We start from the raw sequence: 24,461 nt of genomic DNA on the forward strand, positions 1-24,461 counted from the left end.
TCGGTGAGCATTTTGCGAACCTTGCGGCCGGGCAAAACAGCCAAGCGAATGCTCGGGTAACTCGGGCAGGGAACGGTTTTGAAATTTTCGGGCGTGATCAGGTGAACAGTGTGACCTAACTCAATTAGATGACGCCGTGTTTGTTTTAACGTCCGCACCACGCCATTTACTTGAGGTTCCCAAGCGTCTGTAATAATAACGATGTTCATCAGGCTGCCTGTACGACTGCGTGGGTCTGCTCGGTAAACTCAGTCCAATTCAATATTTCCATTGTGCCATCAGGGTGCTCAACTAAAGCCGTACAACTTTCTACCCAGTCACCACAATTGAAGTAGTCAATGTCATGATGACGCGCTATTTCTGCCCGGTGAATGTGACCACATACGACGCCATCAACGCCTTGGCGTGCCGCTTCATGCGCGACTGCTTCTTCGAAGTTACTGATATATTGCACGGCATTTTTTACACGGTGCTTCAAAAACGCAGCCAGAGACCAATAGGAAAAGCCGAGTTTACGTCTGACAAAGTTCACCCAGCGGTTAGCCCTTAATAGGTACTCATATAATCGACTACCGACTTTTGCCAGTAGTGGAGAGATTTTGACGACGCTGTCGAATTGGTCACCATGCAGAATCAGTAATTTTTTATTATCGGCTGTGGTGTGAATGATTTCATTTTGAATTTCAACATTACCGAACACCGCACCATCAAAATCGCGCAACACTTCGTCGTGGTTACCGGGAACATACACGACCTTAGTGTTATGCTTGGCTTTACCAAGTAAGGTTCGGATCACATTGTTATGTGCCTGCGGCCAGAACATTTTCTTTTTCATTTCCCAAACATCAATGATGTCGCCGACCAGATACAAGTAGTCACATTCGACGCGATGCAAAAAATCGAGCAGGAAGTCAGCACTGCAACCACGAAAGCCGAGGTGAATATCTGAAATCCAGACGCTGCGAACTTTGATTTTCTCTTTGTGACTCACTTGTTTTTGCATAATGTGCCCTTATCTATATATTGAGCGCACACTAACCAATAGATATTGCAGGATGATGAACTTTTTGTTGCAGAACGATGACGATAAGTCATTGAACGCGTTGTTATAACATCACCTTTCGCAGATAAAAATAGAGAGCACTATGAGCAATCCATTATTAGAAACGTTTACCTTGCCGCCTTTTTCACGCATCGAACCGGCGCATGTTGAACCCGCTGTGACCCAAGCGATTGAAGAAGCAAAGCAGTCTGTTGCAGCGCTTCTAAACCAGCTGGAAAACCCCACATGGGAAACGTTGGTAGAGCCAATGGAAGAAATGGAAGCGCGCATCGATCACATCTGGTCGCCGGTCAGTCATATGAATTCTGTTGTGAACTCAGATGAATTACGCCAAGCCTACAATGCCTGCCTACCTATGTTGAGCGAGTTCGGCACTGAGCTGGGACAAAATGAAGATCTCTACAAGGCTTATAAAAAGCTGGCGGAAAGTGATGCTTATGACGCGCTTGATACGGCACAGAAAAAAGTGGTTGATAATGCCATTCGCGATTTTCGCCTATCAGGGGTCGAACTGCAGCAAGCAGAGCGTGATCAATATAAACAGATCACGCAAAAGCTGACCGAGTTAAGTGCCAAGTTTGAAGAAAACCTGCTTGATGCCACGCATGCATGGAAAAAGCACATCACCGATAAGGATCTGTTGTCTGGTTTGCCAGACTCGACCATCGCGATGGCTGAGCAGTTTGCCAAACGTGACAATCTGGACGGTTGGGTCTTCACCTTGGATTTTCCGTCTTATATGCCCGTCATGTCTTACGCTGACAATCGTGAGTTACGCGAGGAAATGTACACCGCGTTTGCGACCAAAGCCTCAGATCAAGGTCCCAATGCTGGTAAATGGGACAACACCGAGGTGATGGCAGAGATTCTGAAACTGCGTCATGAGTTGGCTCAATTGTTAGGGTTCAATAACCACGCAGAGCGTTCATTAGCAACCAAAATGGCACAAAGTCCACAACAAGTGTTGGACTTCCTTAACGACTTAGCCTCACGCAGCAAACCGATTGCTGAGAAAGAGTTTGAGGAATTAAAAGCGTTTGCCAAAGAAACCGCCGATATGGATGATCTGGAAGCGTGGGATGTCACTTATTATGCTGAGAAGCTACGGCAACAGCGCTATGCGATTTCGCAAGAAGAAGTAAAACCCTATTTCCCAGAAGATAAAGTGGTCAGTGGTTTGTTTGCCGTAGTGAACAAGCTTTACGGCTTAGAGATTACTGAACGCCAAGGTGTCGATACCTGGCATAAAGATGTACGTTTCTTCGAAATTCATGATGCTAACGGCGAGTTACGCGGTCAGTTTTATTTAGATCTCTACGCGCGTCAACACAAGCGTGGTGGCGCATGGATGGATGAATGCCTGGTTCGACGTAAAATCCAAAACGGCATCCAAACACCAGTGGCATTTTTGACTACCAACTTTTCAGAACCGGTCGGCGATAATCCAGCGTTATTTACTCATGATGAGGTCACCACCTTGTTCCATGAGTTTGGACATGGCCTCCATCACATGTTGACCAAAATTGATTATTCAGGTGTTTCCGGTATCAACGGCGTTGCATGGGATGCGGTCGAGTTGCCAAGCCAGTTTATGGAAAACTGGTGTTGGGAACGCGAAGCCTTGGATCTCATTTCTGGTCACTACCAAACCGGTGAAACCTTACCGGACGATCTGTATGAAAAAATGATGGCCGCGCGCAACTTCCAGTCAGCCATGATGATGCTGCGTCAGCTCGAGTTCTCCTTGTTTGATTTCCGTTTGCATCTGGAGTTTGAGCCGAATGGTGGTGATCAGGTTGAAAAAATTCTTGCTGAAGTGCGTGACCAAGTGACTGTCGTCAAACCGCCAAAATTCAACCGTTTTGCTCATAGCTTCGGGCATATCTTTGCCGGTGGTTATGCAGCGGGGTATTACAGCTATAAATGGGCAGAAGTGCTGTCAGCGGATGCCTTCTCCAAGTTTGAGGAGAACGGTATTTTTGACCGCCAGACCGGCCTGGAATTTTTGAATAATATTCTTGAGCAGGGTGGCTCCAAAGAGCCAATGGAATTGTTTATTGCATTCCGTGGTCGTGAGCCAGAGATAGATGCTTTATTAAGGCATTCAGGCATCGCAGCATAAACAAAAAAAGGGCCAGTAGGCCCTTTTTTTTATATGACTTTGTTATGTCTTAGCTACGAGAGTTCAAACACACCTGCACAGCCTGCTGGGCGCCTTGCAACATCGTCATGGCTTTGTCTTTATTCAACTTACCTGAATCGACATCCTGCTTGATTTGCGTGTTTAAGGCGCGGGTAGTGGCTTCGACATCTTCACCGTTAGCCACAGGAAGAATCGCTTTATCACGATAAGTATCAGGTAGGTTACTTAAGCCTTCAAGTTGGCAACCTGCCATTTTTAATACAAAAAAATCAGCTTCAGCTTTGACTGCTTGCGCCGTCATTTCAGGTCGCTCAGCACTCAGTTTTTTCACCACAAGTGGTTTTACTTGCTCGGCATAATGCTGCTTATAGTTGGTTTCATCCTCTGCACTGAGAGCCAACGCCTGTTGACCCGCAAAAATGAAAGGTAACAGAAGTAGTAATTTTTTCATTGTTTCTCCTTACTTTATTAGTCCGGACACAAACCCCGGACTTTGAATCTGCACCATAAGGCACAGAATATAAATTTCCTGTGAACTGTATCTGTTTAAGGAAAATGAATCCAGCGCAGTGTTTAAAATAAAAAGGGCACAGCAGTGCCCTTATGATGTTTTAGGAAGTGTTGATGTCGCGTTATTTTTTCTTCGCTTTCTTTTTGCCTTTGTCCTTTTTCTTATCTTTCTTGCCGGACTTCGGTTTTTTGTCTTTGCCTTTGTTTTTCTTCTTATCGTCTTTGATTTTTGTCTTTGCTTGATCTTTCGACTTTGATTTTTTTGCTTTCTTTTTTTGCTCGCCAGTAACCGGCTCTGCTTTTGTTGCAGGAGTCGATTTTGAAGCCGTATCAGGAAATGCAGCCATGGCATCACGACGGAATTTTGCTACCCAATAACGTACTTGACCGATCGTTAAGTCAGATTGGGCTGCGGCTTTAGTCTGAGTGGCACCACTGTGAATAGCGAGAAGGATTGCTGCCCGACTACTGAAGTCAGACGCTGAAGCAGCGATTTTTTTACATTGGGTCACTTGTGCCGGGGTGAGAAGCTTTTCGGTGGTTGCCATAAAGCACTCCGTTGGTTATTGAAAGCATTCCACTTGATAATACATCATACAAATCTAAAAGTGACTTAATGCTACTGAGGGGTATTAGATAGCGTCTCAATGCCTGGCTTCAGATTAATATTTCATTTTGGGGGAGGCATTCGCATACGTTCAGCTCTTAAGTATGCCAGCCAGTAGATGCCTGCAACGAGGAGCGTTCCACCGACCATATTGCCCGCCGTCACTGCAATAATGTTTTTTACCATAGGGAGAAGGGAAACACCGTTCTGTACATCCAGCACAGCGCCCAGAGGCAAAAAGAACCAGTTGGCGATGGAGTGTTCAAAACCGATAGCCACAAACGCCGTGATTGGGAAAAGAATCGCTAAAATCTTGCCGGATACACTGCGAGCTCCTATTGCCAGCCAAATCGCCAGACAAACCAGTACATTGCACAGGACTCCGCGAGTAAATGCCTCAGATAGCGACAGGTCGGCCTTGGTATGGGCAATGTTGACTAAAGTCTGTCCCACCGCACTGTCACCCAGCTGTGCAACATTGCTCCAAAAAACCAGTAAAACGGTGCCCAAGCATCCAACGACATTACCCAGATAGACGATAATCCAGTTTCTTATGACTTCGCGTGTGCCGATTAATCCACTGGCCCAGGCCATAGCGATCAGGTTATTACCGGTGAACAATTCAGCTCCGGCAATCACAACAAGAATGAGCCCGAGGCAAAAACTTAAACCACCCAATAAGCGTGTAATGCCAAACCCAAGTCCTGAATCTGTTACTACAACGCTATAAAACAGAGCCCCGAGCGAGATAAAGGCGCCTGCTAAGACGGCCAACACTAATAAAGTAAGGGTATCTGTATGAGCTTTAGTGACGCCAAGGCCTTCAACTTTGCGTGCAATATCCACGGGTGGATAGGGATCACTAACGGCTTCTTGTTGCTCTGCCATGATGACGTCAGCGTAATTGACTGTCTTTACTGCCGCGACGGTTGAATAAACCGGCGGCTTTGTTCTCGTTATCAATTATTTCCTGACAATTCACACATAAACGCACACCAGGAATTACCTCACGGCGTCGTTGTGGGATTTCTGTTTCACACTCTTCACAATGCGTCAGACTCTCACCTTTAGGTAAGTGACTGCGTGCCTGTTGAATTGCATCTTCAACGCTGGCATCGATTTGATCTTGTACTGCCCCATCTCGGGACCATCCTCCAGCCATGACAACCTCCAACTGACTGTATTACATAGTTTTGATTATAGTCCTATGTTGAAGGGATGACTAATATTCAAGATCCTTTTGAGTGCTGCCGCAGGGCGTTCATTTATTTTGATTCGCCCAAAATAAACGAACCAAACAAAAGTGCGCCCATGTGCTGGCCTGCGGCTTTACTGTGTTGCTCGGTTTGTCTGGGATTGGTCAAAACTCGCTAACGCTCAAACACTGACCAATCCTTATCCAGATAAACCTGTGCTACTCGTCAGCACAACAGGGGAGAGGGAGCTGAAACATGTTTTGGAATCAAACCCAGGAAGCCCTTTTGCGAAGCCGAGCATCGCAGAGATATTCGGACTAGCACGACGGCTGTTTGAGCGTAGCGAGTTCCGGCGTGCCCGAATATATCGAGAAGCGCAGGGAACCCGCAGGGCAAGCAGTGGGCTGGCCTTTTTTGGTTCGTTTTTTGGCCACGCAAAAAATGAACTTGTGAACCTTTAGTTCATAAAATTAATTAGCTATTGGTTATTAGATTTACGTTATTCAGTGCTAGCAATATGCCTCTTTTTTTCATTTCTTTTCAAGCGGCCTTCTTTCATTAAAATGCCTAGAAGACTATACGAAAGGTAATCTTTTGAGCCGCCACCATAATCTGATTGGAGTCCTAAATACTTAGCAGCATCTGAATTCTTAATCCCTTCAGGATTAGCTTTCGCTAACTCCATAATTGCTGATTTAAGTAGATTAATACCCATTTGTGCTTTTTCGTAACAGCCATCGGGGATATTAACTCTGACTCTTTTAATCACTTTTTCGGGGTTAGGTCTCACGCGATTAGTGAGTAAACCTCCTTGAGAGCGTATACCAAAGCCAGCGATCAATTCGGCCTCAATTTTAAGAGCCTGCGCTTCGGACAGGTCATCTGAGATAACGGTGTGAAGTACTGAGAGCCCAGCCTCATGGATGGCTTGAATAACTTTCCCTTTTTCTGAGTCATCTACCTGAGATTGATGCTCCCATGCTCGGTTACCCGTTCCTTTACCTATGTAAAAAGTTTTCGCAGGTTTTTGCCTCGGATCTTTAAGTGCATAAACGTAAAATGGATTTTGCGACATGATTCTTCCTGAATTTAAAGACTCTTCGCAGAATCATAGCAAGATTATTCATATTGGTTTCTATGTGGGTAAGCGAAACTGCTAAGCTATCTCCACTCACATAAAAACAACCAACACCAATGAAATACACCGATCTCCGAGACTTTATCGACGGCCTTGAAAAACAAGGCGAATTAAAACGCATTACTACTGAAGTTGATCCTTCCTTAGAAATGACCGAAATTGCTGATCGGGTTCTACGCGCTGGCGGGCCGGCGTTATTGTTTGAAAACCCAAAAGGTTCGGCTGTCCCAGCTTTATTAAATCTGTTTGGTACGCCTAAGCGGGTAGCGATGGGTATGGGCGAAGAGTCTGTTGAAGCCTTACGCGAAGTGGGTAAGTTATTGGCGTTTTTGAAAGAGCCTGAACCCCCGAAAGGCATGAAAGACGCGTGGCAGAAACTGCCGATATTCAAACAAGTGTTGAATATGGGGCCGAAGCTGGTCAAAAAAGCGGCGTGTCAGGAGCAGATCATTGAGGGGGATGAGATTGATCTTGCCGATTACCCGATTCAGTTGTGCTGGCCAGAAGATGCCGCACCGCTAATTACCTGGGGGCTGGTCGTCACCAAAGGCCCGCATAAAGAGCGACAGAATCTGGGCATTTATCGCCAACAAGTCATCGGTAAAAATCGTGTGATCATGCGCTGGTTGTCACATCGTGGCGGTGCGTTAGATTTCAAAGAATGGCAACAAGAGCATCCGGGTGAGCCATTCCCCATTAGCGTGGTGCTCGGCTGTGACCCAGCCACTATTTTAGGTGCCGTAACGCCCGTGCCGGATAGTTTGTCAGAGTATGCGTTTGCAGGATTGCTGCGTGGTAGTAAAACCGAGTTGGTGAAATGTATCGGCAATGATTTGCAGGTGCCTGCCAATGCGGAGATTGTGTTGGAAGGGTTTATCTATCCTGATGATATGGCGCCTGAGGGGCCATATGGTGATCACACCGGGTATTACAATGAGGTGGATGAGTTTCCGGTGTTTACCATCGAGCGTATTACCCAACGCAAAGACCCGATTTATCACAGCACCTACACCGGTCGTCCACCCGATGAACCGGCTATTTTGGGCGTGGCATTAAACGAAGTGTTTGTGCCGATTTTGCAAAAGCAGTTTCCTGAAATTATCGATTTCTATTTGCCACCCGAAGGCTGCTCATATCGAATGGCGGTGGTGAGTATGAAGAAACAATACCCCGGTCATGCCAAGCGCGTGATGATGGGGGTTTGGTCATTTTTACGCCAGTTTATGTATACAAAATTCGTTATCGTCGTCGATGATGATGTGAACGTGCGAGATTGGCAGGATGTGATTTGGGCAATTACGACGCGTATGGATCCGGTGCGTGATACCACGATGGTAGAAAATACGCCGATTGATTATCTGGATTTTGCTTCGCCGGTATCAGGCTTAGGTTCTAAGATGGGCATGGATGCGACCAATAAATTACCCGGGGAAACGGATCGCGAATGGGGCAGGCCGATTGAAAAAGATCCTGCGGTGACAGCTCGCATTGATGCGATCTGGGATGAACTCGGGCTTGATGATTAGCTGCCAGCGAAGAAATAACCCGCTATCAGATAAAAGATATTCAGTACCGCCAAGGCCAGGATCAAAAAGAATGTTATTTTCATGCCTAAAACGCGGCGTTTAACATCGCCGGTTTTGAGTGCCGAGGCATGTAGAATTCGGCTTGCTAGTAAAGCGATCCCTGCCAGATGAATAATCCACCATGCCGCGGTTGCCCACTCCAACAGCATCATCAAGATCAGCGTGATGGGAATATATTCTGTCGCATTGCCCTGAGTGCGAACCGCCGCCTGCAGTTCTGCATTACCGGCATCGCCTAGTGAAACTCGATGTTTGCGGCGAAGGCTGATTACCTGCAACGAGAGTTTTACCAGTAATAAAGCACAGAGGCTGGCATATAACGCTGTAATCATGGCTTATTCCCTAAACTGTGTCCGTCAGTATTTTGTTCTACCCAATGCGCACCTTCTGGCCCAAACTCTTTTTTCCAGAAAGGGGCATTGTGTTTGAGTTCTTCAATCAACCAATCGCAAGCGTCTATTGCAGCACGGCGATGCGCTGACCAGCAGCCAATCACAACAATGGGATCGCCGGGGAGAATATCACCTACCCGATGTACAATAACGCAATCTTGCAAAGGCCAACGGCAACGTGCCAGTTTTTCCAGCTTGGCAAGGTAACGTTCCGTCATTTGCGGGTAATGCTCTAGCACCATTTTTTCGAGGTTTTCACGCTCGCTGAAGTCACGCATAGTGCCGATAAAGCTCGACGTGGCACCGTGTTGCCCTGTAGGTTGCAGTACTTCGCAATCAGCTAAAATTTGCCAAGGTTTGATTGCCTGTTCGCTGATCCAGTTGCTCACCTTAGCCTCCGGTTACCGGTGGGAAGAAGGCCACTTCATCACCGTCTTTGACGGGGGTGTCAAAGCGAGCATAATCGAGGTTAACTGCAACCAGTATATTATCTGGGCGGGGGGCATTATCCGTTGCCAATGTCCATGCTTCGGCTGGGTCTTTGGCTGCGTCAAGTTCGATATCGGCTTTACCAATTTTGTCACGCAGGCTGGCAAAAAATTTGACTTGAATACTCATCTGATTGATCGTTTTAGCCATTAAAACTAGAGGATAACATTTAACATGTCCGAATTAACCCATTTTAATCAGTCCGGTGAAGCGCATATGGTCGATGTTGGAGAAAAAGCGGTGACCAATAGGGTTGCTGTTGCGACTGGAACTATCACCATGTTGCCTGCCACCTTTGAATTGATTGAACAAGGCGGGCATAAGAAAGGGGATGTGCTAGGTATCGCTCGCATAGCCGGAATTATGGCAGCGAAAAAAACCGCTGATCTTATTCCACTTTGTCATCCCTTAGCATTGACTAAAGTCAGCGTTGAGTTTGAACTGGTTAAAGCTGAATCTGCCATTCACTGTCAGGTACAGGTCGGCACCAGCGGCCAGACTGGTGTTGAAATGGAAGCCTTGACGTCGGTTCAAGTAGCTTTACTGACGATTTACGATATGTGTAAAGCCGTTGATCGCGGTATGGTCATGAATCATATTCGTCTTCTGGAAAAACAGGGTGGTAAAAGTGGTCACTGGAAAGCCGAGTAACACGTTGTTGCTTAATTGAAAATATCACTAAAATCGACCCGTTCGCCTGAACGGGTCGTGTCATAGCCAGAAAAGCCTGCCAACTTGTTATGAAACGCCTCACTTTGTAGTAAAGAGATAATTTCATTAACGCGTTTATTATCAATAAGCTGCCTTGGCACTGCCAGACAGTAGTGTTCCCAAACTTGTGGTAAAAACTCGAGATTGAATTTATCGGCCATGGGCGCAATACCAAACCCCACATCAGCAGCGCCGCTGGCGACCATCGCGGCAACCGCCATGTGGGTGAACTCTTCGTGTTGATAACCTTTGATTTGCTGGCCAGAGATATTTTCAGTTTTGAGTAATTGATCCAGCAATAAGCGAGTACCAGAGTCAGCTTGACGGTTGATAAAGGTCACATCTGCTTGTGTTAACGACGGGATACCCTCAATGTTTTTTGGGTTTCCCTTCGCCATCATCAAACCCTGATTACGTTTTATCACATAAATTAATTGGTGCGATTCGTCACTAATCAGTTCTAAATAGTCCGCCATGATTTGTTTGCCCAGCTCGCCTTCCGGGATATGGAAACCGGCGATGTGGCATTCACGATTGCGTAAGGCTCTGAGACTGTCCAGACTGCCATGAAAGTGTAGGTCCAGTTGAACATCAGATTGTTGATTAATCAGATCACGTAATGTCCCAATAGCCAGGCCATGACTCGCAAAAATATTAAAGCCATTACCTCGGCTGTCATCCAGTAACGATTCAAACTCGCGTTTGAATTGAGTTGAATAGTTATCTAACTCAGGTGAGAACGTTGCGGATAAATGACGATTTGCATGCATCAGTTTTTCGCCAATCGGTGACAGTTTGGCACCTCGGCCACGCTCTAAAATCACTAGCGGTTGGCCTAATCGATTTTCCCACTTGTTTAACAATCCCCAGGCAAAGCGATAAGACACTTGAATTTTATCGGTGGCTTTTTTTAATGAGCCCAGTGTTTGTACCGCTTCCAACATCTTGAATAAGACGGTATCGATATTATGAGTTTCACCCTGTTGGCTTAGTTGCCAATGGAGTTTGATTTTAATATCCATAGTTATGCACGTGCCATCATATTTTTTATTTTGATATTGAGTAATAGACTAGCCCGCATTATGCAATATATGACGACATAAACATATATTGCATTCTTATTATTCTTTTATTTTTAACGGAAAATTAACTATGAAATGGAAAAACACTGTTTTGTCGGCAGGCATGGCGCTTGCGATAACAAACCCAGCTTACGCAGGCTCGGAAATTGAAACGTTAATTACGATGCTGCATGAAAACGGCATGGTGTCAGAAGCTCAATATGGCCGATTAATGGCAGAGTTGGAGCAAAACAAGACGCAAGCCGCAGAAGAAAAAGCGATTGTAGAACAAAAGCTGGCTGAGGCTACCAAACCTTCTGATGTTGAAGTGACCATTGATAAAGGGATCAACATAAAAACCCGTGATGAGAAATTTACCTCAAAAATTGGTGGCCGGGTTCAGGCTGATGCCGCCGCTTATGGCGGTGAACCTGATATGGGCGATGGCACTGAAATACGCCGCGCCAGATTATACATACAGGGCACGATGTATCACGACTGGGGTTATAAGCTGCAATATGACTTTGTGGACACGGGTTCAGCGGGTATTAAAGATGCCTATTTGTCCTACACCGGCTTTGATAATCTTGAATTGAAAGCCGGTAACTTTAAAGATCCGTTCAGTTTGCAGGAACAGACCAGTTCCAAATTTATCTCATTTATGGAGCGTGGCTTACCGTCTGCTTTTGCGGCGGGTCGTCATATCGGTGTTATGGCAAGTACAAGACATCAACATTGGACACTTGCGGGTGGTTTGTTTGGTGATACAGTCAGCGCTAAAGGTGGAGCAGAAGACGAAGGTTGGGGCGCGGGAACACGTGCGACCTGGGCGCCAGTCAATAATCAAGCCGACGTTATTCACCTTGGCTTAGGTCTCAACTACCGTGAAACGGGCGGCACAAACGCTGCTCGGTTTAAGCAACAGGCAGAGTCGCACATTTCAGGAATCAATATCGTCGATACCGCGACGATTGCCGCCGTCAATGACTTTTATAAAGTCGGTGCTGAAATTGCCACGGTACAAGGGCCTTTCTCGGCACAAGCTGAATACATCACAACATCAGTAAATCGTGATAGCGGTAACGATCTGGATTTTGATGGCTGGTATGCACAAGCAGGTTATTTCCTCACGGGGGAGTCTCGTCAGTATAAAAACGGTAAATTTGGCGGTATCACACCAAAAGGCAATGTCGGTGACGGTGGTATCGGTGCCTGGGAGCTGGCATTACGCTATAGCACCATTGATTTGAACGATGCTGAGATTGAGGGCGGTGAAGCAGACTCTGTGACATTGGGGGTGAACTGGTATCCGGCACCGACATTGCGCTTCTCGGCTAACTACGTCGATGTATTGGATGTTGATGGCGGAACCAATGATGGCGACGAGCCAAGCGTGTTTCAAGTACGCAGCCAGTGGGCATTCTAGTCATTATTACGTCATCTAATTAAGCTAATTTTGAAAAACGTTGATTAAAGGAGAAAGAGATGAAATGGCAAAAAGGTTTAAGCCTCATCCTGTTGTTAGTAACCAGCTCTATGGCGATGGCCGTAGAGCACCTGAAACTATCTACTACAACCAGCACCGATAACTCTGGCTTGCTGGCGGTATTAAATCCGGCTTTTGAAGCAAAGTTTGATGCCAAGGTGGATGTGATAGCTGTCGGCACCGGTAAAGCACTCAAGATTGGTAGCAACGGTGATGTCGATGTGGTGTTTGTGCATGCGCCCGCGGCAGAATTGAAATATGTCGAATCTGGCGACTTCATTGACCGTAGTGCGGTCATGCACAATGACTTTGTGGTGGTGGGGCCGGAGGCTGATCCGGCAAATATTGCTAAAGCGGAGAACGCCGCTGGCGCGTTTATTCGAATTGCCAATGCGAAAACAGACTTTATTTCACGCGGAGATGATTCGGGCACCCATAAAAAAGAAAAAGCATTGTGGGATAACGCGGGGCTGACACCAACAGGCAAATGGTATGTGGCTGCTGGCCAAGGCATGGGCGCCGTACTGAAAATTGCTGACGAAAAGCAAGCTTATGCCTTGGCTGATCGCGGCACGCAGATCGCCTATGCCGAGAAAATGAACTTGAAAGTGTTATTTGAAGGGGATGAAGTATTATTTAACCCTTATCACGTGATGGCGGTAAACCCTGCCAAGCATGGGCACGCTAAATACGATCTTGCCAAAAAGTACATTGATTTTGTGACCGGGGAAGAAGGTCAAACTATCATTAAGGACTTTCGTCTGAATGGGCAACAATTGTTCCATCCTGACGCGATAAAGTAAGCGCTCAAATGAAAACGGGTTGCCAGTGGCAACCCGTTTTTTTTCATTATTTGGCTTTTTTCGGTTTTATTTCACCAATTGCACCATCGGAGCGTGCTTTCAAATAACGATACAACTGTTCACGACCGGCCATCACTTTCGGGTTAGATGACCAGGCGGGCATACTACCAATTGTGCCTGATTTGCCGTTTTCCACAGTGTCGAAAAATTCTTCTTTTGAAATGACGCCCAGACTATCTGCCAAGTTGGGTCCAACCATGCCTTGTCCATAAGTGCCATGGCAACGAGCACACCAGTTTCTGTATAGCTTGAAACCGTTATAGGACTCAGCATCCAGGTGTGTCCCATCAGTAACGGTATAGGGTGTGTCTTCCGCATTAGCCGCAGTAAAGGGCATCATTACGCTGAATGATAAAAGCAGAGCAAGCCCTGTCTTGGGTGAAAACATACAAAATCTCCATCTCTAAATGACGTTATCTCTGGCGACTGTTACAGCCAGCGCCGATTAGGCGAATGAATAGTGTATGAAATCATGCCAACACGAAAATATGTGATTTACCGTGTTTGTAGGCTATTTGCCCTAAGGGCTTAGTGGTTTATCCCCGGTTTAATAAGTCTCTCAAGTCGATAATGGCGGCATTAGCGCGTGAAATATAAGAGGCCATCACCAGCGAATGATTGGCGAACAAACCAAAGCCACTACCATTGAGAATAATAGGACTCCACACGTTTTCTTGTGTGGCTTCCAGTTCACGAATGATTTGGCGTAGGCTGACTAAGGCATTTTTCTTTCTCAAAATCTCGTTAAAGTCGTGCTCAACCGCTTTAAGCAAATGAATCAATGCCCAGGTGGTGCCCCTTGCCTCGAAAAAGACATCATCAATTTGCCTCCACGGTGTTTTGCTGACCACTTCACCGGACGTTGGCGTTGACTGCTGAGCATCAGGCTCTCCTGCCAAGTCTGTATTGACACGCACCTGCCCGACGCTTGCACTGAGGCGTTGTGATAGGCTACCCAGACGTTTTTCGGCAATCGCCAGCCAGCCAGTTAGATTATCGGCGCGCGCATAAAATTGGGCTTCTTCTTCGCCCGAACTGCTGAGGCGGTCGCGATAAGATTGCAAAGCGCTAATGCCATCGCGGTATTCTTGTTCGCTGGGGGGAAACAGCCATGATTCTGAGTTGAAATTGAATTGTGGCTCGGCAATCGCGAGATCTTTATCTTCTAGTGACTGTGATTGACTGCGACTAATATCATTTCTCAGTGCACGTGAAAAATCGCGAATTTGAACCAATACGCCGAACTCCCAATTAGGAATATTGTCCATCCACACGGATGGCGGCATCACATCATTTGATAGATAACCACCTGGCTTATCCAATAAGGTTTCTGCGAGGGTTATCAAGGTTGCGGTAGATGTGTAGCCAGTCACGAATGGCTGCTGTTGCGCTTTTGACATGCGCTGGGCATTATCTACCGGGTTAAAACGATCCGGCGTGTTGCTCCACCAGAGCATGATCAGAATCATAAAGACGAGTAATGCGCTAACGATGATGCCACTTGTTTTGACAATACGTTTGCGTGTTGTGTTATCTGCCATACTGTCGCGGACAGTCCAGCTGATATCACGGAATTTTTGTGTAAGAACTTTCAAGGCCATATCAAACTCATTTTGTGAGGTGGTCAAGGACAGCTTATGCGCTAACTCTAGCTAAAACAATGGGGATGGTCTGAGCAAATTCAAACTTGACTTAGGCGGACTGACCTCAGAATAATGACGGGTTTGCAAAAAATAATAAGGAAGCGGGGGACGCTTTAGGTATGACATTGAGAATCGAGATCGATGATCTAGCCAAACATTTTGGTGCGATTAAAGCCGTTGATGGCGTGTCATTTTCAGTCAGTAAAGGCGAAGTGTTGGGGTTTTTGGGGCCAAATGGTGCCGGTAAGTCCACCACAATGAAAATGATTACCGGATTCCTGACACCCACGCACGGCACGGTGAGAGTGTGTGGTTACGATGTGTTGCAGGATCCCATATCAGTAAAGGCTCATTTAGGTTACTTGCCTGAAGGGGCGCCTGCCTATGCGGATATGACACCCGATGGCTTTCTGAAATTTATTGCTGAAATTCGTGGCCTGAGTGGTGCTGATAGAAAACGTGCCGTCGCTTCAGCAGCGGAGCGTGCTCGCATTACCACGGTGATGCATCAGCCAATTGAAACCTTATCCAAAGGCTACAAACGTCGGGTTGGCTTGGCTCAGGCAATTTTACACAATCCACCGGTGTTGATTCTGGATGAGCCTACCGATGGTTTAGATCCGAATCAAAAACACGAAGTACGCACACTGATTAATGAAATGGCTGAAGATAAGGCCATTATCATCTCTACCCACATCCTCGAAGAAGTCCATGCCTTATGTAACCGCAATGTAGTGATTGCCAACGGCAAAGTACGCTTCGATGGCACACCACACGAGTTAGAAGCAAAATCGCGCTATTACAACGCGGTATGCGTCAATGTTGCCAATATCGAGCAACAGGCATTTGAAACCTTCCTAACCTCACTGGACTTTGTCTCTGATGTTGAGGCATTGGATGCCCAAGCCGGTTTCCGAGTTTATCCCAAACAAGGTGCTCAGATCACGGCAGAATTATCGGAAAAAATCCGTGCGAATGGCTGGGATATTGACGCACTTCATGCCGAGCACGGTCGTTTGGATGAAGTTTTCCGCAGCATTACCATGCCAAATACGGAGTCTAGCAACTGATGAAATTGCACAATATCTGGTTCATCATGAAGCGTGAGTTTAATGGCTATTTTGCAACGCCGGTGGCTTACGTCTTTATCATCATCTTCTTGTTACTGACTGGTTTTTCAACTTTCTACGTTGGTAATTTCTTTGAGCGCGGTGAAGCGGATTTGTATCCGTTTTTCTCATTACACCCTTGGCTTTATATTCTGCTTATTCCGGCTATTTCCATGCGTCTGTGGGCAGAAGAACGCAAAAGCGGCTCGGTTGAGTTATTAATGACATTACCGGTATCTGTTTTCGAGGCTGTATTAGGCAAGTTTTTGGCAGCCTGGGCGTTTACTGGTCTCGCTTTATTTCTTAACTTCCCGTTATGGATCACCGTTAACTTTCTGGGTAACCCCGATAATGGTGTGATCATCGCTAGTTTTCTTGGCAGCTTATTGATGGCTGGGGGCTTTTTGTCGATTGGCTCATGTATTTCGGCCATTACCAAAAACCAAGTTATTGCCTTTGTTTTGAGTCTGATTATCAGTCTGGTGTTTGTATTAAGTGGTTACGGGATCGTGATCGACTTTTTCGCAGGTTGGGCACCTCAAACGCTGGTGGAAACCATTAGCTCATTCAGCTTTCTGACGCATTTTGATGCGATCAGCAAAGGGGTTATTGATATGCGTGACATGATGTATTTCATTTCACTGATCGCCATTTGGCTATTCGCCAATGCGTTGATAATCAATGCCCGTAAGGCCGATTAGGAGAAATTTGCGACAATGAATAAACAACTTCTATCAACAGCCGGCCTGCTTTTGGCCATTATTCTGTTTGTCTCTTTTAATATCGTGATTAACGGTAACTTCAAATCCGCCCGTGTGGATTTGACTGAAGATAATTTATACACCTTGTCTAAAGGTTCACTGAATATTCTGGAGTCAATTGAGGAACCCATCACACTGCGTTTTTATTACTCTGATCAGGTGGCACAAGCATTACCAAGCCTGAAGTCCTACGCGCAGCGTGTGCAAGAGTTATTGCAAGAGTATCAGCGTGCATCTAACGGCATGATCCGGTTGTTTGTGATGAGCCCAGAGCCGTTTTCAGATAACGAGCAGCGTGCTAATCAGTATGGTTTGCAGTCAGTGCCTATTGAAGGTGAGCCGGATCCCATGTACTTCGGTTTGGTCGGTACCAACTTGCTGGATGGCGTTGAAACCATTCCTTTTTTCCAGCCAGAAAAAGAAGATACGCTGGAATACGATCTGACCAAGTTGATTTACAAATTATCGAACTCAGATCGTAAAGCCGTAGCAATCTTAAGTGCTTTGGAACTCGATGGTGAGCAATATGACCCGCTGAAAGGCGAAGTGGCCTCGCCTGATGGTGTTAAGCCATGGGCAATGATGTCTGAGTTACGTCAGATGTTTGATGTGGCGATGTTGCCGATAGATATCCGTCGTATTCCTTCCAGCATTGATGTGCTGGTTGTCGTGCATCCAAAAGAGTTCACGGAAAGTACGCTTTATGCGATCGACCAATTTGTCTTGAATGGTGGCAAGCTGGTGACCTTTGTCGATCCCTATGCTGAAGTTGATATACCAGAAAAAGACCCGGATAACCCGATGTCTGCGATGTTGGCATCGCGTAGCTCGAATATGGATCAATTATTCAATGCATGGGGTATTCAGCGAGGCAGTGCTGATGTTGTCGCTGATCGTAAGACGGCAACTAAAGTCGATTTCGGTGCCAAAACCGATTATCAACCGATTGATTATGTGTTGTGGCAGGGCTTGGATGAAGCGAACTTCAACAAGAATCAACGTATTACTTCGGCATTACGCAAAATTAATGTAGCCACGCCAGGTCGTTTTGAATTGTTAGATGGACGTACTACCGAAGTGACGCCGTTATTTTCTTCCAGTAATGAAGCCATGCTGGTGGATAAACGCGTGGTGCAGTTCCGGAATGATCCCGTGGCGCTATTAACTAAGTACCAAGCCGGTACACTCACGTATCCAATGGCAGTACGTGTACAAGGCGAAGTTAAAACTGCTTTCCCGGATGGCGCAAAAACCAAGTCCGGCGAAGTGAAGAAGTTGCCGGGTCATCTTGAGCAAGCTAAGCAAGCAATTGATGTTATTGCGATTGCCGATGTAGATATGTTGGATGATCGTTTTTGGGTACAAACGCAGGACTTTTATGGGCAACAACTGACTTTTAATACCTCAAACAATATCGATTTTCTGATCAACTCAGTTGAAGATATGACCGGAAGTGAAGGGCTTATCAGTGTGCGCTCAAGAGCGGGCTTTTCGAAGCCATTCCATCATGTCATTGCCTTGCAACGAGATGCAGAAAAACGCTTTAGAACGAAAGAACGTGAACTGCAGAAAAAGCTGAAAGAAACACAGCAGCGTATAGCACGTATGCAGGTACAACGGAGTGGTAGTGGTGAGCAAATCCTGACACCAGAGCAGCAAAAAGAAATTGCACAATTTCGTTTGACGGCTAACAAAACAGAGCAACAGCTACGTCAGGTTCAAGCGAATTTGCGCAAGGATATCGATAAGCTTGATACCCAATTGAAGTTCTTCAATATCGGTCTGGTGCCGATCTTGGTTGCGTTGCTGGCCATCTTTACTGGTTGGATGCGAATTCGTAAACGTAACAAAGGCCGTAGCCAGCAGTAATGACTGGAAGTAAAAAAGAGTCGTCCCGACAAATTAGGTTGTAAAAATGACAAAAAAACTCAACAGTCTGACTATCCTGTTTATTGTCACGGTTGTGATGGTGTTGCTCATGCTCGTCACTATCTATCGTGCTGAAGATAACAACGATGATTTTGGTTTGCTGTTCCCAGATTTGTATGAACAGTTAAGCCAAGTCAATCAGATTCAATTTAGTAGCAGTGAAGATCAGTTTTCTTTACAGCGTGAAGGTGAAGACTGGTATATCAAAGATCACTTTAATTATCCGGCGAATTTTGATGATGTAAAACGCATGCTGATTGACATGTCGGAAGCTAAAATTCTGGAACGTAAAACGGACAATCCTGAGCAGTATGATGTGATCGGTGTTGAAGGTGCTGAACCCGAAGTAGCGGGTGGTGAATCACTGAAAATTAACCTATCGAACGGTGATGAACACATTGCTGGCCTTGTTTTAGGCGATACCCGTGACGTTACCTTGCAGACAGGCCCTAAACAATTCTTTGTGCGTCGCGCTGATGAGCAAGAGAGTTGGTTAGTTCAAGGCTATCTGCAAATTAGTCCGGTGATGCTGAATTGGATCCAAGGGGAAATTATCAATCTGGCGCGTGAACGTATCGCCAAGGTGGAAATTATACAGCCTAACGGTAATAAGGCCGTGCTAGTTAACTTGGGTAAAAAAGACAAATTCGGTACGCCAGAGCAGGGCAAGGACACATCCTTCAAATATGAACAATTGGGTTATGACATCGCCGGCTCATTACATCAAATGCGTATGGAAGATGTGCAACCAGTTAAGCAATTCTCACGTGGCGATGCGGAGGTGGTGACGGCAAAATTCACTACGTTTGATGGCTTGGTTGTGACATCAGAAACGTCATTTAATGATGGTTTTTATTACGCTACCTTTGACGCAGAATTTGATGCCAATGCTGTTAAGCCTGCCCCAGAAGATATTCAAAAACTGGATATTTTGAAATCGGCAGATGCCGTCCGCACAGAAGCTGAAAAATTAGATAAGCGTTTAGCGCCATGGGTGTACCGCGTCAGTGGTTTTGTGGGAACCAATCTGATGCGTGCTAGGGCGGATATTGTGAGCGAAAGTTCTAATGTGATTCCAATGCCACCTGATATGACAGGCTTTGGACCACGCTAAACAAAAAGGCTCCTGCGGGAGCCTTTTTTTGTCTATTGAATCAATGCTTGCACTTCTGCTGCCAGTTCATTAGCAGAAAATTTGGGCAGAAATTTATCAGCACCGACCTTTTTAACCAGTGCTTGGTTGAAGGTGCCACTCATTGAGGTGTGCAAGAGTATTTGCAGATCTTTTAACGCTGGATCTTTCCGAATTTCAGAAGTCAGTGTGTAACCGTCCATCTCGGGCATTTCAATATCAGAAATCAGCAAAGAAACGTGCTCGCTTACCGTTAAACCCTGTTCAGCCCAACCCTTCAGAATTTCCAGGGCTTCTTTACCGTTTTTGGCAATTGTTGCATCCAGACCTATTTGAACCAATGTGCGTTTGATTTGTTTGCGCGCGACACTCGAATCATCAGCAACTAGAATGTGCTTACGCGCCTGTGTGTTTTTTTCTGCTAAATCTTCAGCCAGATCAGTGGATACTGCCGCGGTAATATTCATCACTTGAGCCAGAACTTGCTCGACATCGATGATCTGGACGATTTTGTCATCTACCTTGGTAATGGCGGTCATGTAATTACCTGCGCCAGAAGCTGAAGGAGGAGGTAATACCTCAGACCAGCTGATATTGACGATGCGCTCGACCTGACTGACCAAAAAGCCCTGCACGGTGCGGTTGTACTCAGTCAAAATAACAAAGTTGCTCTCGGGGTCGCCGATGCCTTTGCGACCAATGCTTTGTGACAGATCAACAATGCTGATGGTTTTGCCTCGGATGGAGGCAATGCCACGAATATCCGGGTGGCTATTCGGCATTTTTGTTAACGCCGGGCAGGGAATGGCTTCTCGCACCTTAAAAACATTAATGCCGTAGAGTTGTGAGCCACCTAAGCGAAATAACAATAACTCCAAGCGGTTGTTGCCGGCCAAGTTGGTACGTTGATCAACGCCATCAATGATACTGCTCATGCATCCTCCGTTAAAACTGTTAGGGCTATCGGCTCAAACTCAGCTTAACTTCACTAATTTTAATGCCATTAATACAGGCATGTTCTTTGCAAAGTTCTACTCACGTTAAGTCACAATAGCTAGCGAGGCTAGTCAAAATGAATAAATATTTTATAACTTTGATGGTAAGTGTCATATTTTTGACGAATCCTGTAAAGGCACAAACCATCCATGCTTTAGCGGATATTGAACAAACCGCTTTTTTATATGCCGCCGCTGAGGCACAGGCAAATTATGATAACCCACAAATTATTGTTGAGGCCTTAGATAAGCGACTGCGTTTACAACAATGCGAGCAAGCTTTACAGGCTTTTTCCAATTCGGTCTCCAACACATTGGGCAACCGTACTGTTGGTGTGCGTTGTTCGTCACCCACTGAATGGACAGTGTACGTGCCGGTTAAAGTAAAAGTGTTACAGCCAGTCGTGGTGGCTGCAAGATCACTAGTCGCTAATGAAACCCTGAGTAAGGCCGATATTACATTGGAAATGATGGATATCGGGGAATTACGCCAAGGTTATATTCAATCGACAGACAAAGTGATAGGCCAACAGTTAAAATACCCGTTATCAATGGGAATGGCATTACCTCCGCGTGGTTTGAAACAAGAAAAAGTGATACGGCGTGGTGAGCAAATCATTCTGGTTGCGAGCGCCGGAAGTATGGAAGTAAGAATGAATGGTACTGCGATGGGAGATGCCAGCGTAGGTGAAAAGGTAAAAGTGAAGAATAGTTCGTCAAAGCGTGTTGTCGAAGGAATTGTTCATGCGCCGGGTGTAGTAAAAGTCACCATGTAATGATGCCAGAGAAAAAAGTTGAGAAAAAAGCTCAACTTTTCAATTATCTGGCCGATACCCAAATCATAGAATATAAGCGGAGACAGTAAAATGTCTGAAATTAATACCAACAAACCCTCGTTGCAGCCGGACATCAGTTCGTCTCGTAACCTGGACCGTAATAGGAGCTCGCAGGCATCCACTGCTGCTGCATCAGCACCTAATACAGAATCTGATAAAGTGAGTCTCAGCGACACACTTGCGGTGTTAGAGCAAAAACTGACAGGTGTTCCTGAAGTTGATACGGCGCGAGTTGAAGCGATTAAACAATCCATTGAAGATGGTAGTTACCAAATCGACAGTCAGGAGTTGGCACGAAAAATGATTGATTTTGAGGGAGACTTTTAAGCAAGGACATCCCTCATGTCAATGAACGCCATGCAACAACTTAGTTCGATTTTACAAGCAGAACTCAACCTGTCTTCACAATTGTCACAACTGTTGCAACAAGAACGTGATGCATTGAAAAATGCAGAGCTCGATCAGATCACTTCCCTGAATCAACAAAAGCAGCCACATGTTGTTCAACTCGAACAGCTTGGACGTCAGCGTGAGCAATTACTTAAAGCGGCAGGATTCCCCGGTGGCAAGACGGGATTAGAGGCATTTATTGCCAACCACTCAGAGCCTGAAGCTCAACATTTGAATAGTTTGCTGAATAAACTACGTGTCGTGGCAAAATCATGTCGTGAGCATAATCAGATTAACGGCGGCATCGTTAATGTGAATCGCCAGTACTTAGTCAAAGCCATTAGTATTCTGCGTGGTCGTGATCCAGAAACAAGCTCATATGGGCCCGGTGGTGAATACACTAGCCAAGTTGTCAGACAGCCCTTATTAGGGCGTGTTTGATTACGGCTGACACCAGTCAGCTAAGACATCTACCCAAGCAGGATGGTCATTCATACAGGGTATTAAGCTCAAGCTGTGACCGCCTGCTTGTTTAAACACTTCTTCACCGCGTATCGCAATCTCTTCCAATGTTTCAAGGCAATCGGTGACAAACGCCGGGCAAATAACCAGCACCTTTTTGGCGCCAGCTTGAGCAAGCTCTTCTAAACGATCTTCAGTATTAGGCCCTAACCATTTAGCGCGTCCCAGTCGAGATTGAAACGCAACAGAATAACGGTTTTCAGCTAAGCCGGCTTGCAGTGCAAAACACTGCGTAGTCCGCATCACTTGATGGCGATAACAGGTTTTATGAACCTCGGGCTTATTGAGCTGACAGCAATTCTGTTGCTTCAGGCAATGCTCACCCGTGGCGTCGAGTTTAGTGATATGTGATTCCGGTAAACCGTGATAACTGAATACGATGTGATCGTAATCTTGCTCCAGATAAGGTTCAGCACTTTTGACGAGCGCCTCTATGTAATCAGGATTGTCGTAAAACGGTTCGACGGTGCGTAATTGGATATCGAGGCGATGCTTTTTTATGACCCGTTTGGCTTCTTCTACTGATGTGGTAACAGTACTATCTGCAAAGTGAGGATACAAAGGAATGTATAGCAGTTCTGTAATCTCTTTATCTGCCGTGAGAGTGAGTATTTTTTCTTCAATGCTCGGCTTGCCATAGCGCATCGCCATTTCTACAGGCACATCCACTTTTGCTTTTAACGCGGCTTTAAGTTTTTCGGACAATACAATTAAGGGTGAACCTTGTTCCATCCAGACGCTTTGATAAGCTTCTGCTGAGGCTTTGGGTCTGGTGGGCAACACAAACAAACTCACAATCGCCTTTCTCAGCGGCCAGGGTAATTGAATGACATATGGATCCATTAAAAACTGATGCAAGTAACGACGAACAGCTGGTGTGACAGGAGCATCGGGTGAGCCAAGGTTGGCCAAAAGTACAGCGCGTTTAGTCATATTGATTCAAGCTTGTTTTAGAGTGGTTGTTAGGGCGTTGTGTAGGTCAGTATAGAGAAACTCAAAACCGATTTGTTGTGCTTTTGCAGGCAGTGCACGTTGGCCGCCGAGTAGTAATTCAGACATTTCTCCCAACGCTAGTTTTAGCACGCAGGCGGGCACGGGTAAAACAGCCGGTCGATGTAACGCTTCTGCTAAGGTTTGTGTGAACTCTGCGTTGGTGGCGGGAGCTGGAGCTGTTCCATTAAACACACCCTGAGCCTCCGGCTTTTTACTGAGGAAAATAAACAGATTGACTATATCGTTGTGGTGGATCCATGGCATATATTGCTTGCCATCAGCAATTCGTCCGCCAATCCCCAATTTGAAGGGTAAAAGCATACGATTGAGGAAACCGCCATTGGCGATAACAAGCCCGGTTCTGACAATGCATACACGAACCCCATATGCTTGTGCTTTCAAAGCGGCTTGTTCCCAGCGTTCACATAGCTGATGGGCATACTCGTCGTTATAGCCGCTGGTTTCAGTCAAAATCGTGTCTCCCTGATCGCCATACCATCCCACAGCAGATCCACTAATGAGGCTTGATGGTTTTTTATCGCGTTGTGCAATCCAGTCAACCAGTGATTCAGTCAATGCGATACGACTTTGCTCCAATTCTTTTTTGCGATGCTTGCTCCAGCGCGCATCGGCAACTGGGGCACCCGCAAGGTTGATGACAATATCAACTTGCTCGGCGTGGCCTATTTCATTCAGGTCAGTAATCGCAACGACGGACAAACCGCAGCGTTGATAAACTTTGTCTCGGTTTCGACTGAGCACCATGACCGTATGTCCAGCCGCTTGTAACTGCTGACATGTTGCTGACCCAATAAGCCCTGTGCCGCCGGTTATCAGATAATTCATAAAAAATTCATCCTCTGCGAGTCAAAATTATAGAACACAGTTGTAGCCTAAAGTTTGGCT

Annotated in this window: 27 protein-coding genes and 1 pseudogene; 12 read left to right on the plus strand and 16 right to left on the minus strand. The window is 45.9% G+C overall.

Features of this window, described 5'->3' with window-relative positions:
- Together MDMS009_RS08850 and MDMS009_RS08855 are read right to left on the minus strand one after the other, a co-directional pair.
- A pseudogene (locus MDMS009_RS08850) lies at window positions 1-209 on the minus strand (glycosyltransferase family 1 protein); the annotation flags it as partial.
- Entirely contained in the window at window positions 209-1,003 is a 795-nt protein-coding gene (locus tag MDMS009_RS08855) for a UDP-2,3-diacylglucosamine diphosphatase (protein WP_008291557.1), read from the minus strand. The pseudogene MDMS009_RS08850 and the gene MDMS009_RS08855, both read right to left, overlap by 1 nt.
- A 142-nt stretch (window positions 1,004-1,145) precedes the next feature.
- On the opposite strand from MDMS009_RS08855, the gene prlC reads away from it, so the two are divergent.
- Window positions 1,146-3,185, plus strand: a complete 2,040-nt coding sequence (prlC, locus tag MDMS009_RS08860; protein WP_008291304.1) for an oligopeptidase A — start codon at window positions 1,146-1,148, stop codon at window positions 3,183-3,185.
- A gap of 49 nt (window positions 3,186-3,234) precedes the next feature.
- Here prlC and MDMS009_RS08865 read toward each other — a convergent pair whose 3' ends face one another.
- From MDMS009_RS08865 to MDMS009_RS08885, 5 genes are all read right to left on the minus strand, one after another.
- Window positions 3,235-3,657 (minus strand): hypothetical protein, encoded by a 423-nt coding sequence (locus MDMS009_RS08865; RefSeq protein ID WP_008291483.1) that lies wholly within the window; start codon window positions 3,655-3,657, stop codon window positions 3,235-3,237.
- A 181-nt stretch (window positions 3,658-3,838) separates the two neighbouring features.
- Window positions 3,839-4,264 (minus strand): helix-turn-helix domain-containing protein, encoded by a 426-nt coding sequence (locus tag MDMS009_RS08870; RefSeq protein WP_008291554.1) that lies wholly within the window; start codon window positions 4,262-4,264, stop codon window positions 3,839-3,841.
- 122 nt (window positions 4,265-4,386) lie between these two features.
- Window positions 4,387-5,211 (minus strand): formate/nitrite transporter family protein, encoded by an 825-nt coding sequence (locus MDMS009_RS08875; protein WP_008291579.1) that lies wholly within the window; start codon window positions 5,209-5,211, stop codon window positions 4,387-4,389.
- A gap of 7 nt (window positions 5,212-5,218) precedes the next feature.
- A complete protein-coding gene (locus tag MDMS009_RS08880) occupies window positions 5,219-5,485 on the minus strand; it encodes a DksA/TraR family C4-type zinc finger protein (protein WP_008291351.1) in 267 nt (88 codons plus the stop codon).
- A gap of 533 nt (window positions 5,486-6,018) precedes the next feature.
- Entirely contained in the window at window positions 6,019-6,594 is a 576-nt protein-coding gene (locus tag MDMS009_RS08885) for a GIY-YIG nuclease family protein (RefSeq protein WP_043888120.1), read from the minus strand.
- Window positions 6,595-6,713: 119 nt separating this feature from the next.
- Here MDMS009_RS08885 and ubiD point away from each other — a divergent pair, with 119 nt between their 5' ends.
- Window positions 6,714-8,183 carry a 4-hydroxy-3-polyprenylbenzoate decarboxylase gene (gene ubiD, locus MDMS009_RS08890; RefSeq protein WP_008291613.1) on the plus strand — a complete coding sequence of 490 codons (1,470 nt, stop codon included), beginning with the start codon at window positions 6,714-6,716 and terminating at the stop codon, window positions 8,181-8,183.
- On the opposite strand, the gene MDMS009_RS08895 is transcribed toward ubiD, so the two are convergent.
- From MDMS009_RS08895 to MDMS009_RS08905, 3 genes are read right to left on the minus strand one after another with little or no spacing between them, the layout of a single operon-like run.
- Window positions 8,180-8,575 carry an MAPEG family protein gene (locus tag MDMS009_RS08895; RefSeq protein ID WP_008291692.1) on the minus strand — a complete coding sequence of 132 codons (396 nt, stop codon included), beginning with the start codon at window positions 8,573-8,575 and terminating at the stop codon, window positions 8,180-8,182. The two genes, ubiD and MDMS009_RS08895, sit on opposite strands and share 4 nt — an antisense overlap.
- Window positions 8,572-9,024 (minus strand): molybdenum cofactor biosynthesis protein MoaE, encoded by a 453-nt coding sequence (locus MDMS009_RS08900; RefSeq protein WP_008291758.1) that lies wholly within the window; start codon window positions 9,022-9,024, stop codon window positions 8,572-8,574. Before MDMS009_RS08900 ends, MDMS009_RS08895 begins: the two co-directional genes overlap by 4 nt.
- 1 nt (window position 9,025) lies before the next feature.
- A complete protein-coding gene (locus MDMS009_RS08905) occupies window positions 9,026-9,253 on the minus strand; it encodes a MoaD/ThiS family protein (RefSeq protein WP_043888242.1) in 228 nt (75 codons plus the stop codon).
- Window positions 9,254-9,298: 45 nt separating this feature from the next.
- Between MDMS009_RS08905 and moaC the strand changes: the two genes are divergently transcribed.
- On the plus strand, window positions 9,299-9,775 hold the full coding sequence (moaC, locus tag MDMS009_RS08910; protein WP_008291752.1) for a cyclic pyranopterin monophosphate synthase MoaC: 477 nt from the start codon (window positions 9,299-9,301) through the stop codon (window positions 9,773-9,775).
- Between the two features lie 11 nt (window positions 9,776-9,786).
- Here moaC and MDMS009_RS08915 read toward each other — a convergent pair whose 3' ends face one another.
- Window positions 9,787-10,857, minus strand: coding sequence for a substrate-binding domain-containing protein (locus tag MDMS009_RS08915; protein WP_008291602.1), 1,071 nt, complete (start codon window positions 10,855-10,857; stop codon window positions 9,787-9,789).
- Window positions 10,858-10,987: 130 nt separating this feature from the next.
- Here MDMS009_RS08915 and MDMS009_RS08920 point away from each other — a divergent pair, with 130 nt between their 5' ends.
- A complete protein-coding gene (locus MDMS009_RS08920) occupies window positions 10,988-12,322 on the plus strand; it encodes an OprO/OprP family phosphate-selective porin (protein WP_008291391.1) in 1,335 nt (444 codons plus the stop codon).
- Window positions 12,323-12,381: 59 nt separating this feature from the next.
- Window positions 12,382-13,185: a substrate-binding domain-containing protein gene (locus tag MDMS009_RS08925; protein WP_043888122.1), complete on the plus strand. Its 804-nt coding sequence runs from the start codon at window positions 12,382-12,384 to the stop codon at window positions 13,183-13,185.
- A gap of 46 nt (window positions 13,186-13,231) precedes the next feature.
- Here the strand turns inward: MDMS009_RS08925 and MDMS009_RS08930 are convergent, their stop codons facing one another.
- Window positions 13,232-13,633 carry a c-type cytochrome gene (locus tag MDMS009_RS08930; RefSeq protein WP_008291634.1) on the minus strand — a complete coding sequence of 134 codons (402 nt, stop codon included), beginning with the start codon at window positions 13,631-13,633 and terminating at the stop codon, window positions 13,232-13,234.
- A 148-nt stretch (window positions 13,634-13,781) separates the two neighbouring features.
- The gene (locus MDMS009_RS08935; protein WP_052298155.1) at window positions 13,782-14,846 is read right to left on the minus strand and encodes a DUF2333 family protein; all 1,065 of its coding nucleotides are present in this window, start codon (window positions 14,844-14,846) and stop codon (window positions 13,782-13,784) included.
- A gap of 161 nt (window positions 14,847-15,007) precedes the next feature.
- Here MDMS009_RS08935 and MDMS009_RS08940 point away from each other — a divergent pair, with 161 nt between their 5' ends.
- Genes MDMS009_RS08940 through MDMS009_RS08955 form a run of 4 tightly spaced genes read left to right on the plus strand, consistent with a single transcriptional unit; the run spans window position 15,008 to window position 19,801 of the window.
- Window positions 15,008-15,958 (plus strand): ABC transporter ATP-binding protein, encoded by a 951-nt coding sequence (locus MDMS009_RS08940; protein ID WP_008291726.1) that lies wholly within the window; start codon window positions 15,008-15,010, stop codon window positions 15,956-15,958.
- Window positions 15,958-16,698 carry an ABC transporter permease subunit gene (locus MDMS009_RS08945; RefSeq protein WP_008291317.1) on the plus strand — a complete coding sequence of 247 codons (741 nt, stop codon included), beginning with the start codon at window positions 15,958-15,960 and terminating at the stop codon, window positions 16,696-16,698. The genes MDMS009_RS08940 and MDMS009_RS08945 overlap by 1 nt, the downstream gene beginning before the upstream one ends.
- A 15-nt stretch (window positions 16,699-16,713) precedes the next feature.
- Window positions 16,714-18,627, plus strand: a complete 1,914-nt coding sequence (locus MDMS009_RS08950) for a Gldg family protein (protein WP_008291432.1) — start codon at window positions 16,714-16,716, stop codon at window positions 18,625-18,627.
- A gap of 46 nt (window positions 18,628-18,673) precedes the next feature.
- Window positions 18,674-19,801, plus strand: a complete 1,128-nt coding sequence (locus tag MDMS009_RS08955; RefSeq protein WP_008291409.1) for a DUF4340 domain-containing protein — start codon at window positions 18,674-18,676, stop codon at window positions 19,799-19,801.
- A 32-nt stretch (window positions 19,802-19,833) separates the two neighbouring features.
- Here the strand turns inward: MDMS009_RS08955 and MDMS009_RS08960 are convergent, their stop codons facing one another.
- Window positions 19,834-20,754: a chemotaxis protein CheV gene (locus MDMS009_RS08960; protein WP_008291253.1), complete on the minus strand. Its 921-nt coding sequence runs from the start codon at window positions 20,752-20,754 to the stop codon at window positions 19,834-19,836.
- Window positions 20,755-20,933: 179 nt separating this feature from the next.
- On the opposite strand from MDMS009_RS08960, the gene flgA reads away from it, so the two are divergent.
- The 3 genes from flgA to MDMS009_RS08975 all read left to right on the plus strand — a co-directional run bounded on the left by flgA (window position 20,934) and on the right by MDMS009_RS08975 (window position 22,481).
- On the plus strand, window positions 20,934-21,590 hold the full coding sequence (flgA, locus tag MDMS009_RS08965) for a flagellar basal body P-ring formation chaperone FlgA (RefSeq protein ID WP_237700503.1): 657 nt from the start codon (window positions 20,934-20,936) through the stop codon (window positions 21,588-21,590).
- 90 nt (window positions 21,591-21,680) lie between these two features.
- Complete coding sequence (gene flgM, locus MDMS009_RS08970; protein WP_052298156.1) at window positions 21,681-21,977, plus strand: flagellar biosynthesis anti-sigma factor FlgM; 297 nt, start codon at window positions 21,681-21,683, stop codon at window positions 21,975-21,977.
- Between the two features lie 15 nt (window positions 21,978-21,992).
- Window positions 21,993-22,481, plus strand: a complete 489-nt coding sequence (locus tag MDMS009_RS08975; protein WP_043888124.1) for a flagella synthesis protein FlgN — start codon at window positions 21,993-21,995, stop codon at window positions 22,479-22,481.
- On the opposite strand, the gene hemH is transcribed toward MDMS009_RS08975, so the two are convergent.
- Both hemH and MDMS009_RS08985 read right to left on the minus strand, forming a co-directional pair.
- Window positions 22,482-23,495, minus strand: a complete 1,014-nt coding sequence (hemH, locus tag MDMS009_RS08980) for a ferrochelatase (RefSeq protein ID WP_043888126.1) — start codon at window positions 23,493-23,495, stop codon at window positions 22,482-22,484.
- Between the two features lie 6 nt (window positions 23,496-23,501).
- A complete protein-coding gene (locus MDMS009_RS08985) occupies window positions 23,502-24,401 on the minus strand; it encodes a TIGR01777 family oxidoreductase (protein WP_008291485.1) in 900 nt (299 codons plus the stop codon).
- Window positions 24,402-24,461: the final 60 nt, after the last annotated feature.

The organism is Methylophaga thiooxydans DMS010 (genome assembly GCF_000156355.1).
Taxonomy (GTDB): Bacteria; Pseudomonadota; Gammaproteobacteria; order Nitrosococcales; family Methylophagaceae; genus Methylophaga; species Methylophaga thiooxydans.